This is a genomic window from Streptosporangium jomthongense (assembly GCF_042650425.1).
Classification (GTDB): domain Bacteria; phylum Actinomycetota; class Actinomycetes; order Streptosporangiales; family Streptosporangiaceae; genus Streptosporangium.
This window is the reverse complement of record NZ_JBHSBC010000012.1, coordinates 362,909-384,137: the sequence shown is the minus strand read 5'-3', so window position 1 is coordinate 384,137 and position 21,229 is coordinate 362,909. Positions and strand designations below refer to the sequence as shown.

General features: G+C 71.0%; 18 protein-coding genes and 1 pseudogene. 18 read left to right on the top strand and 1 reads right to left on the bottom strand.

All coding sequences use genetic code 11. The features are described from left to right. The first annotated feature begins 41 nt into the window (after positions 1 to 41). The 15 genes and pseudogenes from ppk2 to ACFOYY_RS13375 all read left to right on the top strand — a co-directional run bounded on the left by ppk2 (position 42) and on the right by ACFOYY_RS13375 (position 11,523). Entirely contained in the window at positions 42 to 1,001 is a 960-nt protein-coding gene (ppk2, locus tag ACFOYY_RS13445) for a polyphosphate kinase 2 (RefSeq protein WP_352009052.1), read from the top strand. Between the two features lie 44 nt (positions 1,002 to 1,045). Beyond that, positions 1,046 to 1,393 carry a phosphoribosyl-AMP cyclohydrolase gene (gene hisI, locus ACFOYY_RS13440; protein ID WP_386189951.1) on the top strand — a complete coding sequence of 116 codons (348 nt, stop codon included), beginning with the start codon at positions 1,046 to 1,048 and terminating at the stop codon, positions 1,391 to 1,393. Continuing rightward, a pseudogene (locus ACFOYY_RS13435) lies at positions 1,390 to 1,713 on the top strand (Trp biosynthesis-associated membrane protein); the annotation flags it as partial. The gene hisI and the pseudogene ACFOYY_RS13435, both read left to right, overlap by 4 nt. A 67-nt stretch (positions 1,714 to 1,780) precedes the next feature. Next, entirely contained in the window at positions 1,781 to 2,065 is a 285-nt protein-coding gene (locus tag ACFOYY_RS13430) for a Trp biosynthesis-associated membrane protein (RefSeq protein ID WP_386189950.1), read from the top strand. Positions 2,066 to 2,169: 104 nt separating this feature from the next. Beyond that, positions 2,170 to 2,553 carry a DUF4190 domain-containing protein gene (locus ACFOYY_RS13425; protein ID WP_352009055.1) on the top strand — a complete coding sequence of 128 codons (384 nt, stop codon included), beginning with the start codon at positions 2,170 to 2,172 and terminating at the stop codon, positions 2,551 to 2,553. Between the two features lie 152 nt (positions 2,554 to 2,705). Then, positions 2,706 to 3,098 (top strand): DUF2752 domain-containing protein, encoded by a 393-nt coding sequence (locus tag ACFOYY_RS13420; protein ID WP_386189949.1) that lies wholly within the window; start codon positions 2,706 to 2,708, stop codon positions 3,096 to 3,098. Positions 3,099 to 3,266: 168 nt separating this feature from the next. Further along, a complete protein-coding gene (gene trpC / locus ACFOYY_RS13415) occupies positions 3,267 to 4,076 on the top strand; it encodes an indole-3-glycerol phosphate synthase TrpC (protein ID WP_352009057.1) in 810 nt (269 codons plus the stop codon). A gap of 22 nt (positions 4,077 to 4,098) precedes the next feature. Then, positions 4,099 to 5,322, top strand: a complete 1,224-nt coding sequence (gene trpB, locus ACFOYY_RS13410; RefSeq protein ID WP_386190055.1) for a tryptophan synthase subunit beta — start codon at positions 4,099 to 4,101, stop codon at positions 5,320 to 5,322. Between the two features lie 66 nt (positions 5,323 to 5,388). Beyond that, the gene (trpA, locus tag ACFOYY_RS13405) at positions 5,389 to 6,183 is read left to right on the top strand and encodes a tryptophan synthase subunit alpha (protein ID WP_352009058.1); all 795 of its coding nucleotides are present in this window, start codon (positions 5,389 to 5,391) and stop codon (positions 6,181 to 6,183) included. Positions 6,184 to 6,847: 664 nt separating this feature from the next. Beyond that, a complete protein-coding gene (locus ACFOYY_RS13400; RefSeq protein WP_352009059.1) occupies positions 6,848 to 7,354 on the top strand; it encodes a DoxX family protein in 507 nt (168 codons plus the stop codon). Beyond that, positions 7,354 to 8,118, top strand: a complete 765-nt coding sequence (locus ACFOYY_RS13395) for a DsbA family protein (protein WP_352009060.1) — start codon at positions 7,354 to 7,356, stop codon at positions 8,116 to 8,118. Before ACFOYY_RS13400 ends, ACFOYY_RS13395 begins: the two co-directional genes overlap by 1 nt. A gap of 26 nt (positions 8,119 to 8,144) precedes the next feature. After that, on the top strand, positions 8,145 to 9,257 hold the full coding sequence (lgt, locus tag ACFOYY_RS13390; protein WP_386189948.1) for a prolipoprotein diacylglyceryl transferase: 1,113 nt from the start codon (positions 8,145 to 8,147) through the stop codon (positions 9,255 to 9,257). A gap of 45 nt (positions 9,258 to 9,302) precedes the next feature. Next, positions 9,303 to 10,022: a VIT1/CCC1 transporter family protein gene (locus ACFOYY_RS13385; RefSeq protein ID WP_352009062.1), complete on the top strand. Its 720-nt coding sequence runs from the start codon at positions 9,303 to 9,305 to the stop codon at positions 10,020 to 10,022. Beyond that, positions 10,019 to 10,861: a hypothetical protein gene (locus ACFOYY_RS13380; protein ID WP_352009063.1), complete on the top strand. Its 843-nt coding sequence runs from the start codon at positions 10,019 to 10,021 to the stop codon at positions 10,859 to 10,861. Before ACFOYY_RS13385 ends, ACFOYY_RS13380 begins: the two co-directional genes overlap by 4 nt. 26 nt (positions 10,862 to 10,887) lie before the next feature. After that, complete coding sequence (locus ACFOYY_RS13375; RefSeq protein WP_386189947.1) at positions 10,888 to 11,523, top strand: hypothetical protein; 636 nt, start codon at positions 10,888 to 10,890, stop codon at positions 11,521 to 11,523. 6 nt (positions 11,524 to 11,529) lie between these two features. Here the strand turns inward: ACFOYY_RS13375 and ACFOYY_RS13370 are convergent, their stop codons facing one another. After that, complete coding sequence (locus tag ACFOYY_RS13370) at positions 11,530 to 13,062, bottom strand: bis-aminopropyl spermidine synthase family protein (protein WP_352009065.1); 1,533 nt, start codon at positions 13,060 to 13,062, stop codon at positions 11,530 to 11,532. A gap of 199 nt (positions 13,063 to 13,261) precedes the next feature. On the opposite strand from ACFOYY_RS13370, the gene gltB reads away from it, so the two are divergent. From gltB to ACFOYY_RS13355, 3 genes are all read left to right on the top strand, one after another. After that, complete coding sequence (gene gltB / locus ACFOYY_RS13365; protein ID WP_386189946.1) at positions 13,262 to 17,767, top strand: glutamate synthase large subunit; 4,506 nt, start codon at positions 13,262 to 13,264, stop codon at positions 17,765 to 17,767. Positions 17,768 to 17,781: 14 nt separating this feature from the next. Then, on the top strand, positions 17,782 to 19,260 hold the full coding sequence (locus ACFOYY_RS13360) for a glutamate synthase subunit beta (protein ID WP_362771577.1): 1,479 nt from the start codon (positions 17,782 to 17,784) through the stop codon (positions 19,258 to 19,260). A gap of 117 nt (positions 19,261 to 19,377) precedes the next feature. Continuing rightward, a complete protein-coding gene (locus ACFOYY_RS13355) occupies positions 19,378 to 21,030 on the top strand; it encodes a S8 family peptidase (RefSeq protein ID WP_386189945.1) in 1,653 nt (550 codons plus the stop codon). Positions 21,031 to 21,229: the final 199 nt, after the last annotated feature.

Below are 21,229 nucleotides of genomic sequence, written 5' to 3'. Positions count from 1 at the left end.
CCGCCCCGGGCTCCCGCCGGGGGGAAGCGGGAAGGACGTCCATGACCGATCTGGTGGGTGAGGAACCCGCGCGGGGCAGCAGGTACCCCGTGCTCGACGCGCGCTCCGCCGCGTCCCGCAGCGACCTGCTCGACGAACTGCCGAACCTGCGGGTCCTCGACGACGACGATGACGACCCCGTGCTCGTACGGCTGGACGGCACCCCGGTGGACACCTGGCGGGAGAGGTATCCCTACCCGGAGCGGATGGACCGTTCGGAGTACGACAGGACCAAGCGGCTGCTCCAGATCGAGCTCCTCAAACTGCAGTACTGGATCAAGGACACCGGCGGGCGGCTGCTGATCCTGTTCGAGGGGCGCGACGCGGCGGGCAAGGGCGGCACGATCAAGCGGTTCATGGAGCACCTCAACCCGCGCGGGGCCACCGTGGTCGCCCTGGAGAAGCCGAGCGAGCGTGAGAGCACCCAGTGGTACTTCCAGCGCTACGTCTCCCATCTGCCCGCCGCGGGGGAGATGGTCTTCTTCGACCGCTCCTGGTACAACCGCGCCGGGGTCGAGCGCGTGATGGGCTTCGCCACGCCGGGGGAGTACACGGAGTTCATGGAGCAGGCGCCGGCCTTCGAGCGCATGCTCGTCCGCGACGGCATCCACCTGGTGAAGTTCTGGTTCTCGGTCTCCCGCTCCGAGCAGCGCACCCGTTTCATCATCCGCCAGGTCGACCCGGTGCGGCAGTGGAAGCTGTCGCCGATGGACCTGGAGTCGCTGGACAAGTGGGACGAGTACACCCAGGCCAAGGAAGACATGTTCCTGCACACCGACACGGAGGAGGCGCCGTGGACGGTGATCAAGAGCAACGACAAGAAGCGGGCCAGGGTCGAGGCCATGCGCTACCTCCTGAGCCGGTTCGAGTACACCAACAAGGATCACGAGATCGTCGGCGGGCCCGACCCCAGGATCGTCGTGCACGCGGCCGACCTGTTCGACGACGACCGCACCCGCTGACCGCCGGACGCGGGACCTCCGCCCAGGTGCGGCACAATTGCCACATGCCCCTTGACCCGGCCATCGTGGCCCGACTGAAGCGCACCGCCGACGGACTGGTGCCCGCCGTGGTCCAGCAGCACGACACCGGCGAGGTGCTCATGCTCGCCTGGATGGACGACGAGGCGCTGCACCGCACGCTCACCACCGGCCGTGCCACCTACTGGTCGCGCAGCCGCCGGTCCTACTGGGTCAAGGGCGAGACCTCGGGCAACGTCCAGCACGTCAGGTCCGTCGCCCTCGACTGCGACGGCGACACGATCCTGCTGAAGGTCGACCAGGTGGGCGCCGCCTGCCACACCGGTGACCGGACCTGTTTCGACGCCGACCGACTGGCGGTGACCCCGGCGTGAGAGCGGGCCGGGCGCTGTGGACCTGGGTCGCCGCGTGCGCGGCGGGCGCGGGCCTGGTGCTGCTGGCCGCGGGCCGCGACTGGGTCACGGTGAGGTACGGCACGCGCGCCGTGCCCGTCTCCGCCGCCGAACTCGCCCCCGCCCTGGCGCCCGCGGCCTGGGCGGCGCTGGCCGCGGTGGTCGCGGTGCTCGCGACGCGAGGCGTGTGGCGCAGGGTCATCGGCGTCGTGATGGCGCTGTGCGGGGCAGGGGTGATCGTCGCGGTGGCAGCCGGCGGCGGAGCCGACGCCGGTCTCGCCGCCGCGGCCGGGCACGCGCCCATGGCCGCGGCCGCCGGGACGGGGGNCCGCCGAGACGGCGCGGGCCACCGGCCACCTCCTCTGGCCGGTGCTCGCCGGGGTGGGCGGCCTGGTGCTGCTCGCCGGGGGAGCGGTCGCCGCGCTGTGGAGCGTGAACTGGCCCGGCATGTCGGAGCGCTACGAGCGCAGGGGCGCGGCTCGGGGGAGCGAGGCCCTCACGCGCGCCGGAGCCTCGGGCAGCGGCCGGGCCATGTGGGACGCCATCGACCTCGGCGCCGACCCGACAGCCGACCCCGCCACTGATTCCCCCACTGATTCCGCCACGGACTCCACCGCCGAGCCCGCTGCCGACCCAGGACGGGACGGGCGCTGAGCCGCGCCGTACGGTCACAACTTGCCCACGGACTAGGCGGCCCGCCGCCGCGATGATCTGATTTCGCTAGGATTTCGCCGCAACGTGTGTAGAGGGAGTAATTCATGAGCTATGGGAATCAGCCCGGTGGGTACGGGCCCCCGCAGGGCGGCTACGGGCCACCCGGCGGGTACGGCACGCCGCCCGGCGGTGGTTACGATCCCTATGGCTACGGAGCGCCGCCGCCCCGAGGCAACAACGGCATGGCCATCGCCGCTCTCATCATGGGCATCGCCGGGCTCTTCGTCTGCGGCGTGACCTCGATCGTGGGCATCGTGCTCGGTCACATCTCGCTGGGCCAGATCAAGCGCACCGGCGAGGAGGGGCGGGGCATGGCCATCGCGGGCCTGGTCCTGTCCTACTTCGGCGTCGCCTGCTGGCTGGTCGTGCTGGTGGTCTGGCTGGTCGCGATAGGCGTCCTGGCGGGCTCGGCCACCTACGGCTACTAGGACCTCCCGACCGTTCCCCGCCGGGGCGTCGCCGGTCATCCGGCGCCGCCTTGAGTATCGTTGCCGGTGACAGTCGTCGCGGGAGAAGGGGTGCGGGCGGGCAGATGGTGACCGGCGGGGCCGCGAGGGCGGGAGAGCCGAGAGCACGGCGGATGCGAGCCGTGCTGGCGCCGCTCGGCCTGGCCGTGGCGGCGGGTGCGGCAACCCTCCTGGTCGCGCTGGTCGATCCCGGCGAGCCGGGGCACTATCCCGCCTGCCCCTTCCACACCCTCACCGGGCTGTACTGCCCGGGTTGCGGAGGGCTGCGGGCGGTGCACGCGCTCACCCAGGGTGACCCGGCCGCCGCACTGGGGTTCAATCCGTTCGTCGTGATCATGATCCCCGTGGTGGTCCTGCTGTGGGGACGCTGGGCGTTGTTCTCCTGGCAGGGAAGACGAGATGCCGGAAAAGTTATAAATCCTGCCTATGTATGGGCATTTCTTGGTTTAATGATCGTTTTTTGGATAGTGCGGAATGTTCCCTTTGGGGAATTCTTGGCCCCATAGTCACCTATAGGCGTCACCCGGTGGCGGGGCGACCACGGCAAGGCCGATAGCATCGGCGAGACAGGGCAATCGATCGGGAGGGGCCTTACTCGTGAGCGAGTGGAGTGAGCGGACCATGCGTACGGCAGCGTTCGCCGACATGACCTCCGAGTTTCGCGAGGAGGACAGGTGAGCGTACTGGAGGAGATCCTCGAAGGAGTCCGCGCGGACCTGGCCGACCGGCAGCAGACGGTGTCGCTGGCGCAGCTCAAGGAACGCGCGGAGCGGGCGCCCGCCCCCCGCGACGCCTACGCCGCTCTCGGCGGCGACCAGGTGGCGGTCATCGCGGAGGTGAAGCGTTCGAGCCCGTCGAAGGGCGCGCTGGCCGCCATCGCCGACCCCGCCGCGCTCGCCGGTGACTACGAGTCCGGTGGCGCCCACGTCATCAGCGTCCTGACCGAGCGTCGCCGCTTCGGCGGCAGCCTGGAGGACCTGGCCGCCGTCCGCGCCGTGGTCGACATCCCGGTGCTGCGCAAGGACTTCGTCGTCACCTCCTACCAGCTGTGGGAGGCCCGTGCCTACGGCGCGGACCTCGTGCTGCTGATCGTTGCCGCGCTCGAACAGAACGCGCTGGTCTCCCTCATCGAGCGGGCCGAGTCGATCGGGCTGGCCCCGCTGGTCGAGGTGCACACCGAGGAGGAGCTCGACCGGGCGCTCGCCGCCGGAGCGAAGATCATCGGTGTCAACGCGCGCAACCTCAAGACCCTCGAGGTCGACCGCGAGGTGTTCGCCAAGATCGCCCCGAAGATCCCGGACGGTATCATCAAGATCGCCGAGTCGGGTGTGCGCGGTCCCCACGACCTGCTCGCCTACGCCAGGGCGGGGGCGGACGCCGTCCTTGTCGGCGAGAGCCTGGTGACCGGCAAGGACCCCAGGGCCGCCGTGGTCGACCTGGTCACCGCCGGAGCCCACCCCGCATCCCGACCAGAGGGACAGTGAGCACGTGACAGTGACAGACGGCATCCTCACCTCCGCGGACCTCGCGGGCAACGGCGTCCACGGCGACGACCCGGACACCGACGGCAAGTTCGGCGTCTTCGGTGGGCGCTACGTCCCCGAGGCCCTCATCCCCGCGCTGGACGAGGTGGCGGCCGAGTACGAGAAGGCCAGGAACGACCCCGCCTTCCTGCGGGAGTTCGACCACCTGCTGCGCACCTACGCGGGCAGGCCGACCGCCCTCACCGAGATCCCCCGCTTCTCCGAGCACGCGGGCGGCGCCCGGATCGTGCTCAAGCGCGAGGACCTGACCCACACCGGCGCCCACAAGATCAACAATGTGCTCGGCCAGGCCCTGCTCACCAAGCGGCTCGGCAAGAACCGCCTGATCGCCGAGACGGGCGCGGGTCAGCACGGCGTCGCGACGGCGACCGCCGCGGCCCTGATGGGCCTGGAGTGTGTGATCTACATGGGGGCCGTCGACTGCGAGCGCCAGGCGCTCAACGTCGCCCGCATGAAGCTGCTCGGCGCCAGTGTCGTCCCGGTGACCAACGGCAGCCAGACCCTCAAGGACGCCATCAACGAGGCCTTCCGCGACTGGGTGGCCAACGTCGACCACACGCACTACCTGTTCGGCACCATCGCCGGACCGCACCCGTTCCCCGAGATCGTCCGCGACTTCGCCCGCATCATCGGCGTCGAGGCCCGCCGCCAGATCCTCGACCTCGCGGGCAGGCTGCCCGACGCGGTGGCCGCGGCCGTCGGCGGCGGTTCCAACGCCATCGGCATCTTCCACGCCTTCCTTGAGGACCAGGACGTCCAGCTGCACGGCTACGAGGCCGGCGGCCGCGGCAAGGAGACCGGCGAGCACGCCCTCACCCTCACCGAGGGCTCCATCGGGGTCCTGCACGGGTCGCGCACCTACGTCCTGCAGGACGAGGAGGGCCAGACGATCGAGTCCCACTCGATCTCCGCGGGCCTCGACTACCCCGGTGTCGGCCCCGAGCACGCCTGGCTCAAGGACACCGGACGCGCCGCCTACCACGGCATCACCGACGCCGAGGCCATGGACGCCTTCGCCCTGCTCGCCAGGACCGAGGGCATCATCCCGGCCATCGAGTCCTCGCACGCGCTCGCCGGAGCCCTCAAGCTCGGCCGCGAGCTCGGCCCCGAGGCGCTCATCCTGGTCAACCTCTCAGGCCGGGGCGACAAGGACATGGGCACCGCCATGAAGTACTTCAACCTCTGACGACCGACTTGCTTCCCCTCCGCCCCGCGGAGGGGACGGAGGCCACGACCGACAACGGAACCAACGATGACGACTCTTCAGACGGTGTTCGCCAAGGCTAAGGCGGACGATCGCGCCGCCCTCATCGGATACCTCCCCGCGGGTTTCCCCACGAAGGACGGCGCGATCGCGGCCGCGACCGCCATGGTCGAGGCCGGCTGCGACGTGATCGAGATCGGCCTGCCGTACTCCGATCCGCTCATGGACGGCCCGACCATCCAGGACGCCGTGCACCGGTCGCTGATCAACGGCACCCGCATCGCCGACGTGCTGCGCACGGTCGAGGGGGTGGCCAAGACGGGCGCCGCCACGCTGGTCATGACCTACTGGAACCCGATCGACCGCTACGGCGCCGACCGGTTCGCCCGTGACCTGGCCGCAGCGGGCGGGACGGGGACCATCACCCCCGACCTGACCCCGGAGGAGTCGGGGCCGTGGCGGGAGGCCAGCGCGGGGGCCGGAATCGACACCGTCTTCCTCGTCGCACCCAGCTCTCCCGAGACACGCATCAAGGCCGTCGCCGAGTGCTGCACGGGCTTCGTCTACGCCGCCTCCCTGATGGGCGTCACCGGGGCGCGCGCCACGGTCGGTGAGGCCGCCGAAGGCCTGGTCGAGCGGACCCGCAGGCAGACCTCACTGCCGGTCTGCGTCGGCCTCGGAGTCGGCACCGGCGAGCAGGCGGCCCAGGTCGCCCGCTACGCCGACGGCGTCATCGTCGGCTCGGCGTTCATCCGCCGCCTGCTCGACGCCCCGGATGAGGCCTCGGGCCTGGCCGCGGTCAGGGAACTGGGAGCCGAGCTGGCGGCGGGCGTGCGCGCCTGATTCGCCGCTGAAAACCGGGCTTGCCCGGGACACGCCTGAAATCTCATACGACGCGGCCGTCCACACAGGACGGCCGCGTTCTTCGTACGGCGCCGCCCCATGGAGCCGGGGCGTCGTCATGCCCGCCGACCTGCGCGGAAGGCTGCGGCGTACTCTGGAAATGCGTACGCTGGAAGCGGCGCATCGGCCCCGGGGGTGCGAGACCTCTCTCCCGGTTCAGTCCGAACGCTCCCCCCGTTGACCTGAAAACGCCGCGAGGACCGTGCCTCGGCTACGATTTCCCAGTTCGAACAGGCTCGGCCCGCCGATCGCACAGGCGCAGGGACATGGGGGAAACCGGGACGGTCATCGAACCTGGAGGGTGTGTGCCAGTGGCGGAGGAGCCGAGGCGGCGGCCATGCCGTCCCCGCCTTCGCGCCATGCCACGCCCGGCCGGACACTCGGCGAACGGGAGACCGGAGTTTCGGGACCCTCACGGAGCGCGTTACGGTCGGCCGATTGACTTACCCGACGCTTATCCAGCACGTGATGGGGTTCCTCAGGAACGCGTGTAGCCGCCGGCGACGGCCGCGACGCAGGTCCGGAATGGGAGACGATGATGCTCGTGACTTCTGAAAAGCAGGCCCCCCCGAGGTCGCGCAGAGCTAGTTCGACGCTACCCTGGGTGACGACCGTCTCGCGGTTGGTGCTGGCGGGGGTGCTCATTGTCGCAGGTTGGGGCAAGATCGGCACGCCTGTGCTTTCCGTCCAGTCGGTCAAGGCGTACGAACTGCTTCCAGACTCGCTTGCCACGGTGGTCGGCTACGGCCTGCCCATCCTGGAGATCGTCATTGGGGTGTTGCTGGTTGTCGGACTGCTCACCCGCGTCGTGGGCGGCATCTCCGCGCTGCTCATGCTGGCGTTCGTCATCGGCATCGCCTCCGTGTGGGCGCGCGGCCTGCGGATCGACTGCGGCTGCTTCGGCGGCGGCGGCCAGCTCAAGCCGGGGGTCGAGCCCGACTACCTCGTCGACATCCTGCGGGACTCCGGTCTCTTCGTTCTCGGCGTGCTCGTCGCCCGGTTCGGTCCGGGACGACTCGCGCTGGACTCCGCGCTCGGGCTGGCCCCTGAGCGGGAGTCGTACGACGAGGTGGACGGCGAGGAGGAACCACGGAAACAGGAGGATCACTGATGGGCAAGGCCGCACGGGAGCACTCGGTGCGTGAGCGGATCAAGGCACAGCGGGAGGAGCAGCGGCAGAAGGAGCGGCTCAAGCGCGTCGCGACGGTGACGACCGTGGTGGTCGTCGCCCTCGGCGCGATCGGAGCCGGATGGTGGTACGCCGCCAACGGCAGCAAGCCCGAGGAGGTCACCCAGGCGCTCGCGCCGATCACCGCCTCCCCGGACGGTTCCGTCGTGATGGCCGTCGCGGGCGTCGAGAAGCCGGTCCTGGACGTCTACGAGGACTTCCAGTGCCCCGCGTGCAGGGCGATGGAGCAGACCAGCGGGCCCACCATCAAGAACCTGGCCGCCGAGGGAAAGGTCAAGGTGGTCTACCACCCCATCACGATCTTCTCGCAGGAGATGAACCAGGGCGTCACCAGGGGTAACTCCCTGCGTGCCGGGGCCGCCTCCCGGTGCATCCCCGGAGGGACCCCGTGGTCGAAGTTCCACGACAAGCTGTTCAAGGAGCAGCCCTCCGAGACCGTCGAGGGCTTCAAGGTGGACGACATGGTCGACTGGGGCAGAGACGCAGGGGTCACCGGCTCGGCCTTCGCCACCTGCGTGACCACCCAGCAGAAGGCCCAGGAGCAGATCGACTACAGCACCAGGACCATGCAGGCCGCCAAGCTCAGCGGCACGCCGACGCTGAAGATCAACGGGACCGAGATCGGCAACGACGTCGCGTTCAAGCCCGCGGATCTCCGTAAAGCCGTTCTCGATGCCGCCAAGTAGCCCGCGACACGGTAACGTCACCTGACATGCCCCTCGCCTCGATTCCCAGCCCCTCGCAGGGGGTCTGGTACCTCGGTGTAATCCCCATCAGGGCCTACGCGCTGTGCATCGTGCTCGGCGTCATCGTCGCCGTCGCCATCGGCGAGCGCCGCTGGCGCGCCCGTGGGGGAACGCCGGGCACCATCGTCGACCTCGCCGTCTGGGCCGTGCCGTTCGGCCTGGTCGGCGGGCGTCTCTACCACGTCATCACCGACTGGCAGCTCTACTTCGGGCCTGACGCCCCTCACACGCCCATCGAGGCGCTCTACATCTGGAACGGGGGGCTGGGCATCTGGGGGGCCGTCACCCTGGGCGCGCTGGGCGTCTGGTTCGGCTGCCGCAATCGGGGAATCTCGGTGTCCGCGGTCGCCGATGTCGTGGCCCCGGCCATCGCGGTCGGCCAGGCCATCGGCCGGTTGGGCAACTACTTCAACCAGGAGCTGTTCGGCAGCCCGACGACCCTGCCGTGGGGCCTGGAGATCGACCCCGACAAGCCGGGAACGCTGCCGGGGGTCTCCACCTACCACCCCGCCTTCCTGTACGAGATGGTGTGGGACCTGGGTCTGGCCCTCGTGCTGGTCTGGGCGGGCCACAGGTTCGCCCTCAGGCACGGCCGGTTGTTCCTGCTCTACATCGCGGGCTACACCCTGGGCCGGTTCTGGATCGAGGGGTTGCGCATCGACACCGCCCACCACATCCTCGGCCTGCGGCTCAACCAGTGGACCTCCATCGTGCTGTTCGTCGCGGCACTCATCTGGTTCTGGAGCACCAGGAACAAGACCGGTGAGGAGCGGGTCGTCGGGGTGACGCAGGACCAGGAGGCCGGCGATCCGGCCGACCCCGCGCACGCCGCCGACCAGGCGGACGAGCACGAGACCGGGCCGCGGGCGGAGTCCGAGGACGACCGGCCCGCTGATTCCGCGCCCCCCTCGGAGCAGGCCGGCGGGCAGGACGGGCAGGATGGAAAGGCGGAGTTCGTGTCCGCCTTCGCCCAGACGGGCGCAGAGACCGACCCCGCCCACGGGTCCGACCAGGCCGACGAGGCCGAGACGGCCGCGGCCGACGGCGAGCGCGCAGCAGGGGAGAAAGGCACGGCGTGAGCCGGGTCTGCCCCCGCTAAGGAACCAGGCGAAGAAAGAGGAACGATGAGTCAGGGCGGCGCCCAGGAGCGCGCCGAGATCCACCACGCCCACCGGGATGTCAACGGCGGCTGGCTGCGGCCCTCCGTCTTCGGGGCGATGGACGGGCTCGTGTCGAACTTCGCGCTGATCGCCGGTGTCGCGGGCGGCACGACGAGCACCCAGGTCGTCGTGCTGGCGGGCATCGCGGGCCTGGCGGCGGGGGCGTTCTCCATGGCGGGCGGCGAGTACGTCTCGGTCGCCAGCCAGCGGGAGCTCGCCGTCGCCGAGATCGACGTCGAGCGGCGTGAGCTGGAACGCAACCCCGAGGCCGAACTGCGCGAACTCGCCCAGCTCTACGAGTCGCGCGGTGTCCAGCCCGAGCTGGCGGCGGAGGTGGCCAGGCAGATCTCCCTCAATCCCGACAAGGCGCTTGAGGTGCACACCAGCGCCGAACTCGGCGTAACCCCGGGGGACCTTCCCTCGCCCAAGGTCGCCGCGGTCTCCTCGTTCCTGTCCTTCAGCGTCGGCGCGGTCCTGCCGCTGCTGCCGTACCTTCTCGGGGTCACCAGCCTGGTCGGTTCCGCGATCGTCTCGTGCCTGGCGCTGTTCGGGGCGGGGGCACTGGTCTCCAGGGTCACCGCGCGCAGCTGGTGGTACAGCGGGCTGCGCCAGCTCGGCGTCGGCGCGCTCGCCGCGCTCCTGACCTTCGGCCTCGGCCACCTGCTGGGCGGGGGCGGCCTGTGAACGCGCCCAGCCCCCAGGCCCCGACCCCGTCGCGCAGGCGCCGGCGCGGCTCCTCCAGGACGGCGCAGCCCGTGGAGGGCGGCAGACTGCGGGAGCTGGGGCTGAGTCGCCTCCAGCAGCGGCTGCTGGTGATCGGCGGTTCCGTCGTCGGAGTGATCGTCACCGCGGTCGTCCTGGCCTTTGTGATCTCCGCGGTCGGCAACGACTTCGTCCCCGAGCGGGCGACCGCCGCCGCCATCGTGACCCAGCCGAGGCCCGACACCTACAAGGGATGGAACTCGCCGAAGCTGTTCGCGCCCATCGAACGGAACACGGCCGACCCGGCGCCGCTCACCCTCAAGGAGATCTTCCCCGTCAGGACCCTCAAAGAGGGTGCGATCACCCTGAAGCTGGGCGCCACCAAACTCGACGCGACCTGCTCGGCGGCGGTCTGGGGGAGGGAACTGGCCGACCAGCTCACCAGGTCGGGCTGCACCCAGGCGCTGCGGGGCACCTACACCAGCGCGGACGGCCGCTACGTCGCGCAGTACACCCTGTTCAACCTGCGTGACACCGCCGCGGCCAACGAACTGGTCCAGTCCCTGACCGCGGGCTACCGGGGAGGCTGGCCACAGCCGCTGGGGCAGGGCGGCAGGGCACCGTTCTCCTCCTCCGGTTACAGCGAGGGCAGCGGCAACGCCATGGGCCACTACGCGGCCCTGGTCTGGATCGGCCGCGCCGACGGCGCCGATCCCGGCGAGAAGGACGACTTCGTCTCCCTGTCCCTGGCGGTCAGGGGCGCGGAGAGGGCCGTTTTCCGCCGTGTCGTCGCGGTGAAGCCCGCCGCGTCCCCCTCGTGACCCCACGGACAGTAGGCTCATCGGTCATGCGTAAGTGGATCATCGCCGTCGCCGTCGTGGCCCTCGCCGCCGCGGGGACCGCGGTGTTCCTGTGGTCACGGGCGGGTACGGACACCCAGCGCCCGGCGACCTTCAGGGCCGAGCGGACCACGGCGCACTACGACCCCATCGCCACCCGGGCCGCCGATCCCGACCCGCTGACCGTCGCGGAGGTCTTTCCCACGGGTTCGGTGAGCGCGGGCGGCGTCACGCTCACGCGCCAGGGCACCGAACAGCTGACCGACTGCGCCTCGGCGGTCTGGGGTGGGGCACGGGAGGCCGTGGCCGGATGCACCCAGGTGTTGCGCGCCCGTTACGCGACCCGTGACGGCCGGGTCCTCGGCCAGTTCGTCGTCTTCAACCTGGCCGACTCCGCCGCCGCCGACCGGCTCGTCGGCGTGCTGGGCCGTGACGGTTTCGTACGGCCGGTCCCGGGTGCCCCGGAGGGCTTCCAGGGGGCCGCGGGCTGGGCACAGGCCCGCGCCCTCGGCCACTACGTCACCGTCAGCTGGGTCGCCCCCGCCGGGAACACGGGGCAGGGGGCGGGTAAGGCCGACCTGACCTACCCGCAGGTGGCCGTCGACAGCCCCAGCCTGCTGCTCCAGCACCGTCTGGTGCGCTGAGCGCGCTCAGTCCGCGGGCACGGGCGCGGTCAGGGAGCGCGCGACCGCGTCCTGGAGCTCCCGCAGCCGGTGCGCGGGCAGTTCGAGGACGGTGACGTCCTGCGCCCACGGCGCGCTCAGCGCGACGAGTGCCCTGGCCTGCCGTTTGGTCAGCTCACCTCTGACCGAGATGAGAGCCTCCCGCCAGGTGTTGGCGACCTTGCCGTGGGCGTTGTCCAGGACGCGCCGCAGGACGCGGCCCTCGTCGGTCTGCGGGGGCGGCAGCCGTACGGCGTGCACGGTCCGGCCCTCGGCGGTCAGCTCGTAGACGGCCGACAGCTCGGCGGGCAGGGCGGTGGGAGGCTCGGCCAGTGTGACCTGGACCCGGCGGGCGCGGGTGGCCAGCAGCAGCCGGGGCAGCGCGGCCTCAAGCCCCGCGGGCACCGCGATCGCCACCTCGGCGGGGTCGGTGGCGTACGGCTTGGCGAGCCAGGTCGACAGGCGGGCCCTGGGGGTGCGGGGCAGCACCTGGGCGGGCCAGTCCCCGACCAGCACCTCGGGACTCCCGGTGACCGGGGGAGGAGGAGCGGATGAGGCCGCCGACTCGACCGCCTGGGGGCCCTGGGTGTAGATGGCGGCGCTGAGGCCCTCGACGCGGGCGGCGACGGCGGGCCAGGTCTTCGTGGTCGGCCGCAGGACGTACAGGTCGGCGGCCGAGCCGATGGCCTCGGCGCCGAGATAGCGGTTGAAGTCGGGGTAGATCGCCTCGTTGACGAGGTTGAGGGCGGACAGGGCGTTCTGCACCTTCAGCGCCAGGGCGGGAGTGCGTTCGCTGGCGCCGTAGGCCAGCAGGACGCGGCCCTGGTCGCGGTCGCGCAGCCCCTCGGCGGCGCGGGCGACGAACAGCCCGACCCCCTCGGGCGTGTAGGGCGGGTCGGTGATCGCCAGGTCGGCCCATCCGCGAGCCGAGGCGGGCAGGCCGAGGCGCAGGTCGGCCCAGCGGGTGCGCACCGGCAGGCCCAGGCGTCCGGCCTGCTCGGCGATGTAGCCGAGGATGCGCTCGTCGATGTCGGCGACGGTCACCTCAAGGCCGGGGCACAGCGCCGCGACGGCCAGCGAGGTCAGGTCGTGGTCGCCGACGCACAGCAGGCGGGCGCCGTCGAGCCAGAACCTCGCCTCAAGCAGCAGGGCCCGTCTGACCACGGTCTCCGCGGTCGCCGACACGTGGTCGAGCGTGTGACGCCCCCGGGGCGCGCCGGTGATCAGCTTCTCCATCGTGGCGACCAGGCCGGCCTGCTCGGGCAGCAGGTGGGCCACCGGGTCGGCGGGCGCACGGGACACGGGTGCCTCCGGCAGCGGGGCCCTGAGCCTGAACCGGTCGCCGGAGCGCTCCAGGTCGAGCTCGCGCAGCAGGGACTCGACCGTCCGCCGTGACGTCGCGGTCAGCCTGACCAGATCGGCGAGGGTCCACCAGCGGCCGTCGCCCAGCGCGGCCAGCACGGCCCTCGGTCTCCTGCCGTCGACTCCCGCCCGCGCGAGGAGATCCGCAATCGCGTCCATGCGCCAACCTTAGGGCGCCCGATGGAATGCCGTGCCGTACGGGCATGTTGACTGAAGTGGGCAAACCTGTACTAAATGGTCGCTATGCGGACCGGGTAGGTAGCTTTCCGGCAGGGTACGGTAATGTCTACCCACCACGCAGCAGGGCCAACGTCGTCCCTAGCTTGATCCAGAGCAGCGAGACGACGGGAGGGATTCGATGCCTGCTGCCCACCTCGGTTTCCCCGAGCCCCAGGGCCTGTACCACCCTTCGAACGAGCACGACGCCTGTGGCGTCGCCATGGTCGCCGACGTCGCGGGCCGCCGCAGCCACGACATCGTCACAAAGGCGCTGACGGCCCTGTGCAACCTCGACCACCGGGGAGCCCAGGGAAGCGAGCCCGACACCGGTGACGGTGCCGGCATCCTCACGCAGATCCCCGACACCTTCCTCCGCGCGGAGGCGGGCTTCCCGCTCCCCGAGGCGGGCTCGTACGCGGTCGGCACCGCCTTCCTGCCCGCCGAGGCGGAAGCCCGCCACGACGCGGTACGGCAGATCGAGCGGATCGCGGACGAGGAGGGCCTCACGGTCCTCGGCTGGCGCGACGTCCCGACCGACCGGGCACTGCCCGGCCCCAGCGCCCGTGCGACCATGCCGCACTTCGCGCAGCTGTTCGTCTCCTCCCCCGGAGGTGAGAGCGGCCTCCAGCTGGACCGGATCGCCTTCTGCCTGCGCAAGCGGGCCGAGCACGAGACGAAGGTCTACTTCCCCTCGCTCAGCTCACGGACGATCGTCTACAAGGGCATGCTCACCCCCGGCCAGGTCGAGCCTTTCTTCCCCGACCTGAGCGACGAGCGCTACGAGACCGCCATCTCGCTGGTCCACTCGCGCTTCTCGACCAACACCTTCCCCTCCTGGCCGCTGGCGCACCCCTACCGCTACGTCGCCCACAACGGCGAGATCAACACGGTCAAGGGCAACCGCAACTGGATGCGCGCCCGCGAGGCCATGCTGAGCACCGCCGCCCTGCCCGGCGACCTGTCGCGGCTGTTCCCGATCTGCGACCCGGACGGCTCCGACACCGCCTCCTTCGACGAGACGCTCGAACTGCTCCACCTCGCCGGACGCGAACTGCCCCACGCCGTGCTGATGATGATCCCCGAGGCGTGGGAGAACAACACCGAGATGGACCCCGCACGGCGGGCCTTCTACGAGTTCCACTCCACCCTCATGGAGGCCTGGGACGGCCCCGCCTCGATCACCTTCTCCGACGGCACCCTCGTCGGCGCGGTCCTCGACCGCAACGGCCTGCGCCCCGGCCGGTTCTGGGTGACCACCGACGGCCTCGTCGTACTCGCCTCGGAGGCGGGCGTCCTCGACATCCCCGCGCAGGACGTGGTCCGCAAGGGCCGCCTGCAGCCCGGCAGGATGTTCCTGGTCGACACCGCCCGCGGCAAGATCATCGAGGACGACGAGATCAAGGCCCGGCTCGCCGCCGAACTGCCCTACGGCGACTGGCTGCACGCGGGCCTGGTCCGCTTCGAGGAACTGCCCGCCCGCTCGCGGGAGATCCCCACCCACGAGGCGCTCATCAAGCGGCAGCAGACCTTCGGCTACACCGAGGAGGAGCTGCGGATCATCCTGGCGCCCATGGCGACCACGGGCGCCGAGCCCATCGGCTCCATGGGAACCGACACCCCCGTGGCCGTCCTCAGCGACCGGCCCAGGCTGCTGTTCGACTACTTCAGCCAGCTGTTCGCGCAGGTCACCAACCCGCCGCTGGACGCCATCCGCGAGGAACTCGTCACCTCCCTGGCCAGCACGCTCGGCCCCGAGGGCAACCTGCTCGCCCCCGAGCCCTCCTCCTGCCGCCAGCTCGTGCTGCCCTACCCGGTGATCGACAACGACGAGCTCGCCAAGATCATCCACATCAACGACGAAGGCGCGCTGCCCGGCTTCCGCCCGCACGTCGTCTCCGGCCTCTACGAGGTCCACGGCGGCGGCGAGGCCATGCTCCACCGCATCGAGGAGATCCGCACCGAGGTCTCCGCGGCGATCGAGGGCGGCGCACGGATCATCGTGCTGTCCGACCGGGGCTCCTCCGACGCCCTCGCGCCCATCCCGTCGCCGATGCTCACCGGCGCGGTGCACCACCACCTCATCGCCGAGAAGACCCGCACCCGGGTCGGCCTGGTCATCGAGACCGGCGAGGCACGTGAGGCCCACCACATGGCCCTGCTCATCGGCTACGGCGCGGGCGCCGTCAACCCCTACCTCGCCATCGAGACCGTCGAGGACATGATCGCCTCCGGCGTCCTGAAGGTCGAGCGCGACAAGGCCGTGCGCAACCTCATCAAGGCGTACGGCAAGGGCGTCCTGAAGGTCATGTCCAAGATGGGCGTGTCCACCGTCGCCTCCTACACCGGCGCGCAGATCTTCGAGGCGCTCGGCCTCGACGAGAACGTCATCGGCACCTGCTTCACCGGCACCACCTCCCGCCTCGGCGGCGTCGGCTTCGACGTCCTGGCCGGGGAGTCCGCGCTGCGCCACGCCCGCGCCTACCCCAGGGCGGAGAACGCCCACCGCAGGCTTGAGGTCGGCGGCGAGTACCAGTGGCGCCGCGAGGGCGAACCCCACCTGTTCAACCCCGAGACCGTCTTCAAGCTGCAGCACGCCACCCGCTCACGCCGCTATGAGATCTTCAAGGAGTACACCTCCCTCGTCGACTCCCAGGCCGAGCGGCTGATGACCCTGCGCGGCCTGTTCACCCTCCGTGAGGGAGTCCGCGAACCGGTCCCGATCGACGAGGTCGAACCGGTCAGCGAGATCGTCAAGCGCTTCTCGACCGGCGCCATGTCCTACGGCTCCATCTCCAGGGAGGCGCACGAGACCCTCGCCGTCGCGATGAACCGCCTCGGCGCCAAGTCCAACACCGGCGAGGGCGGCGAGGACCCCGACCGGCTCCACGACCCCGCCCGCCGTTCGGCCATCAAGCAGGTCGCCTCGGGCCGCTTCGGCGTCACCTCCGAGTACCTCGTCAACGCGGACGACCTGCAGATCAAGATGGCCCAGGGAGCCAAGCCCGGCGAGGGCGGCCAGCTGCCCGGCCACAAGGTCTACCCCTGGATCGCCAAGACCAGGCACTCCACCCCCGGCGTCGGCCTCATCTCGCCGCCGCCGCACCACGACATCTACTCCATCGAGGACCTCGCCCAGCTCATCCACGACCTGAAGAACGCCAACCCGGCCGCCCGCGTGCACGTCAAGCTCGTGGCGGAGGTCGGCGTCGGCACGGTCGCGGCGGGCGTGTCCAAGGCCCACGCCGACGTCGTGCTCATCTCCGGCCACGACGGCGGCACCGGCGCCTCCCCGCTCACCTCCCTCAAGCACGCGGGCGCCCCCTGGGAGCTCGGCCTGGCCGAGACCCAGCAGACGCTGCTGCTCAACGGGCTGCGCGACCGCATCGTCGTGCAGGTCGACGGCCAGCTCAAGACCGGCCGTGACGTGATCATCGCCGCGCTGCTCGGCGCCGAGGAATACGGCTTCGCCACCGCCCCGCTGGTCGTCTCCGGCTGCGTGATGATGCGCGTGTGCCACCTGGACACCTGCCCGGTCGGCGTCGCGACCCAGAACCCCGAGCTGCGCAGGCGCTTCAGCGGCAAGCCCGAGTTCGTCGTCAACTTCTTCGAGTTCATCGCCGAGGAGATCCGCGAATACCTCGCCGCCCTCGGCTTCCGAACCCTCGACGAAGCCGTCGGACACGCGGAACTGCTGGACACCGCCCCCGCCGAGCAGCACTGGAAGGCCTCAGGCCTGGACCTCACGCCGATCCTGCACCGCCCGGAACTCCCCGAGGGAACCGCGCTGCGCCGCGTCACCGAACAGGACCACGGCCTGGAACGAGCCCTCGACCACACCCTGATCCAGCTCGCCGAAGGCGCCCTGGCCAACGGCGACCCGGTCACGCTCGACCTGCCCATCCGCAACGTCAACCGTACGGTCGGCACCATGCTCGGCCACGAGGTGACCAAGCGGTACGGCGGCGCGGGACTACCCGACGACACCATCGACGTCCGCTTCACCGGCTCAGCGGGCAACTCCTTCGGCGCCTTCGTGCCCAAGGGCGTCACCCTGCGCCTGACCGGCGACGCCAACGACTACCTCGGCAAGGGCCTGTCCGGCGGCCGGATCACCGTGAGGCCGCACGAGGAGGCCCCCCTCGACGGCCACATCATCGCCGGAAACGTCGGCCTGTACGGAGCGACCTCCGGCGAGGCCCACATCCGCGGCGTCGTCGGCGAACGCTTCTGCGTACGGAACTCCGGGGCGACCGCCGTCGTCGAGGGCGTCGGCGACCACGGCTGCGAGTACATGACGGGCGGCAGGGTCGTCGTCCTCGGCCCCACCGGCCGCAACTTCGCCGCGGGCATGTCCGGCGGCGTCGCCTACCTCCTCGACCCGGAAACCGCGCGGATCAACCGCGAGATGGTCGAGATCGAGGACCTGGACGAGACCGACGCCGACACACTGCGGGAGATCGTCGAGACCCACCTGGCGGAGACCGGCTCGCCCGTCGCCAAGGAACTCCTGGCCGACTGGGACCCGGCCCGCTTCCGCAAGATCATGCCGACCGACTACAAGCGGGTGCTGCGCGCGGCCGAGGCCGCCAGGCGCGAGGGCAGAGACATCGACGAGGCGGTCATGACGGCCGCGGTGCAGGGATAAGGGGGTACACACCGATGGCTGACCCGAAGGGTTTCCTCACTCACGGACGCGAGCTGCCCGCCCGCCGCCCGGTCGACGTGCGCATCCGCGACTGGAAGGAGGTCTACCAGGACTTCCCCAGGCCCGCCCTGACCAAGCAGGCGTCCCGCTGCATGGACTGCGGCATCCCGTTCTGCCACAACGGCTGCCCCCTGGGCAACCTCATCCCCGAGTGGAACGACCTGGTCTACCGCGACGACTGGCGCGAGGCCGTCGAACGCCTGCACGCCACCAACAACTTCCCCGAGTTCACCGGCCGCCTGTGCCCCGCGCCCTGCGAGGCCGCCTGCGTGCTCGGCATCAACTCGGACCCGGTGGCGATCAAGCGCGTCGAGGTCGAGATCATCGACCGCGCCTTCGACGAGGGCTGGGTCACCCCCCAGACCCCCACGGCCAGGACCGGCAGGAAGATCGCCGTCGTCGGCTCGGGGCCCGCGGGCCTGGCCGCCGCCCAGCAGCTCACCAGGGCCGGGCACGACGTGGTGGTGTTCGAACGCGCCGACCGCGTCGGCGGCCTGCTGCGCTACGGCATCCCCGAGTTCAAGATGGAGAAGCGGCACATCGACCGCAGGCTCGCCCAGATGCGGGCCGAGGGCACCGAGTTCCGCACCGGCGTCAACGTCGGCGTCGACGTCACGGCCGCCCAGCTCCGCGCGGAGTTCGACGCCGTCGTCCTGGCCGGCGGCGCCACCCTGTGGCGGGACCTGCCGGTCGCCGGACGCGACCTCAAGGGCGTCCACCAGGCGATGGAGTACCTCCCCCTGGCCAACAAGGTCCAGGAGGGCGACCACACCGTCTCGGCGATCGACGCCAAGGACAAGCACGTCGTGGTCATCGGAGGCGGCGACACCGGAGCCGACTGCATCGGCACCGCGATCCGCCAGGGGGCGGCCTCCGTCACCCAGCTGGAGATCATGCCACAGCCCCCGGCCGAGCGCCCCGGCAGCCAGCCCTGGCCCACCTTCCCCATCCTGTTCAAGATGGAGAGCGCCCACGAGGAACTGGCCGACGGCGGCGGCGACCGCGTCTACGCCGTCTCGACCACCGAGTTCGTCGGCGACGCCGACGGCAACGTCAGGGCACTGCGTCTCGTCGAGGTCGAGGGCCCCGCGAACGGCTTCAAGCCGATCCCCGGCACCGAACGGGAGATCCCCGCAGACCTCGTCACCCTCTCCATGGGCTTCGTCGGCCCGGAGAAGGCCGGCCTGCTCCAGGACCTCGCGGACTCCGCCGACGGCGAGTTCTTCGACGCCCGGGGCAACGTCGCCAGGGACAAGGGCTACATGACCTCCGCCGAGGGCGTCTTCGTCGCCGGAGACATGGGACGCGGCCAGTCGCTGATCGTCTGGGCGATCGCCGAGGGCCGCTCCGCCGCCGCGGCCGTCGACCGCTACCTCACCGGCCAGACCGCCCTGCCGACGGCGATCCCGCCGACCGCCAGACCCCTGGTCTGAACACGACCCGGCGTTCCCGGTACGGCTCTGCGCCCGCCGTACCGGGAACATCGGTTTGCTTTGCAGGTCGGATGGCTTGAGGATGATTCTCCTGGCTCCAACGGATGTGGAGGATCGATGAACCGCTGGCGCGCACGCCTGACCGGGGCGGCAGCCGTCGTCGCCGTGGTTGCGGGTCTCACCGCGGCCGCCCCCGCGAACCAGGCCACGGCCGGCGGCGGGGCGCTGCGCGACTACCTCGTCTTCTACGCCGACGGCGCACGGACCGGAGCGGTCAAGGCCGTCGAGGAGGCCGGGGGAACCCCGCTCTCCACCGAACCCAAACTCGGCTACGTCGTCGCCAGAGGCCCCGCCGCCGGCTTCGTGGAGAGCCTCGCCGGTGACCCCTCCGTCGCCGGAGTCTCCGGCGACCGCAGGATCGGCCACGCCGCCTCCGTCCCCGCCACGGCGACCGGGGTCAACGTCTCCGACATCAGGACCATCGCCCTCAGCGGCGGCGAACCCCTCGCCGGACGGCAGTGGGACATGAAGATGATCGGCGCGACCGCCACCGGATCGCACGCCACCGCCCCCGGCGACAAGCGGGTGCTGGTCGGCGTCATCGACACCGGCATCGACGGCAAACACCCCGACATCGCCCCGAACTTCAACCGCGACCTCAGCCGCAACTTCGTCACCGACATCCCCAAGGACCCCAACGGCAAGGAACTCGACGGCCCCTGCGAGTTCAAGGGCTGCAAGGACCCCGTCGACCGGGACGACGACGGCCACGGAACCCACGTGGCCAGCACCATCGCCTCCCCGATCAACGGCCTGGGCATCGCAGGTGTCGCCCCCGGCGTCTCCCTCGTCAACCTCCGCGCGGGCCAGGACTCCGGGATGTTCTTCCTCAAACCCAGCATCGACGCCCTCACCTACGCCGCGGACAACGGCATCGACGTGGTCAACATGAGCTACTACATCGACCCGTGGCTGTTCAACTGCACCGCCAACCCCCGCGACTCCAAAGCGGAACAACTCGAACAGCGCGGCGTCATCACCGGCATGCAGCGCGCCCTCGACTACGCCCGCGCACACGGCGTCACCCTGATCAGCGCGATCGGCAACGAGGCCACCGACCTCGGAAACCCGAAGACCGACCTCATCAGCCCCGACTACCCCCTCGACGCGCAGCGCACCCGTAAGATCGGCAACTCCTGCCTCAGCGTCCCCGCCGAGTCCAAGGGCGTCATCTCGGTCTCCGCAGTCGGCCCGACCAAGCGCAAGGCCTCCTACTCCGACTACGGCCTCGAACAGACCGACCTGGCGGCCCCCGGCGGCGACGCCGCCGACGGCGAGAGCGGCCAGGACATCACCAGGACCGTTCTGGCGGCGGCCCCGGAAAACGTGCTCCGCGCCGAACACCTCATCGACGCCGACGGCAAGCCGCGCAGCGGCTCCGTCGTACGTGACTGCCAGGCGGGAACCTGCGCCTACTACCAGTACCTCGCCGGCAGCTCCATGGCCGCCCCGCACGCCACCGGCGTCGCCGCCGTGATCATCAGCCGCTTCGGCAAACCGTCCAAGGACGGCGTCACCATGCGCCCCGCCGACGTCGAACGGCTGCTCTACGCCAGCGCGACCCGCACCTCCTGCCCGAAGCCCCGCCGCTACGTCTACCAGGGCTTCGGCGACGAGGCCGCCCACACCTGCCAGGGCTCCAAGTCCCGCAACGGTTTCTACGGCCGCGGCATCGTCGACGCCGCCAAGGCCGCGACCATCGCCCCCTGACGTTCCGGGCGTCATACCCACACGGGCCGGTGACGCCCCGCGAGGGCGCCTGAACCGGGGCGGAGCCGCGTCCGCCCCGGCCCTGTGAGGCCGGCTGCCACACCCGCGGCGTTGCAACCGTCCATACGACGACGTACGGCACCGCCCCGTCGGGACCCGCTCCGTCCCACCCCGCCACCGGCAGGGGGGGCAGGCCCCT

Coding starts and splice junctions, on each gene's coding strand:
- ppk2 (WP_352009052.1), top strand. CDS start 42: ATGACCGATCTGGTGGGTGAGGAACCCGCGCGGGGCAGCAGGTACCCC.
- hisI (WP_386189951.1), top strand. CDS start 1,046: ATGCCCCTTGACCCGGCCATCGTGGCCCGACTGAAGCGCACCGCCGAC.
- ACFOYY_RS13375 (WP_386189947.1), top strand. CDS start 10,888: ATGCGTAAGTGGATCATCGCCGTCGCCGTCGTGGCCCTCGCCGCCGCG.
- ACFOYY_RS13370 (WP_352009065.1), bottom strand. CDS start 13,062: ATGGACGCGATTGCGGATCTCCTCGCGCGGGCGGGAGTCGACGGCAGG.
- ACFOYY_RS13420 (WP_386189949.1), top strand. CDS start 2,706: ATGCGAGCCGTGCTGGCGCCGCTCGGCCTGGCCGTGGCGGCGGGTGCG.
- ACFOYY_RS13355 (WP_386189945.1), top strand. CDS start 19,378: ATGAACCGCTGGCGCGCACGCCTGACCGGGGCGGCAGCCGTCGTCGCC.
- ACFOYY_RS13395 (WP_352009060.1), top strand. CDS start 7,354: ATGGGCAAGGCCGCACGGGAGCACTCGGTGCGTGAGCGGATCAAGGCA.
- trpA (WP_352009058.1), top strand. CDS start 5,389: ATGACGACTCTTCAGACGGTGTTCGCCAAGGCTAAGGCGGACGATCGC.
- ACFOYY_RS13385 (WP_352009062.1), top strand. CDS start 9,303: ATGAGTCAGGGCGGCGCCCAGGAGCGCGCCGAGATCCACCACGCCCAC.
- ACFOYY_RS13425 (WP_352009055.1), top strand. CDS start 2,170: ATGAGCTATGGGAATCAGCCCGGTGGGTACGGGCCCCCGCAGGGCGGC.
- gltB (WP_386189946.1), top strand. CDS start 13,262: ATGCCTGCTGCCCACCTCGGTTTCCCCGAGCCCCAGGGCCTGTACCAC.
- lgt (WP_386189948.1), top strand. CDS start 8,145: ATGCCCCTCGCCTCGATTCCCAGCCCCTCGCAGGGGGTCTGGTACCTC.
- ACFOYY_RS13360 (WP_362771577.1), top strand. CDS start 17,782: ATGGCTGACCCGAAGGGTTTCCTCACTCACGGACGCGAGCTGCCCGCC.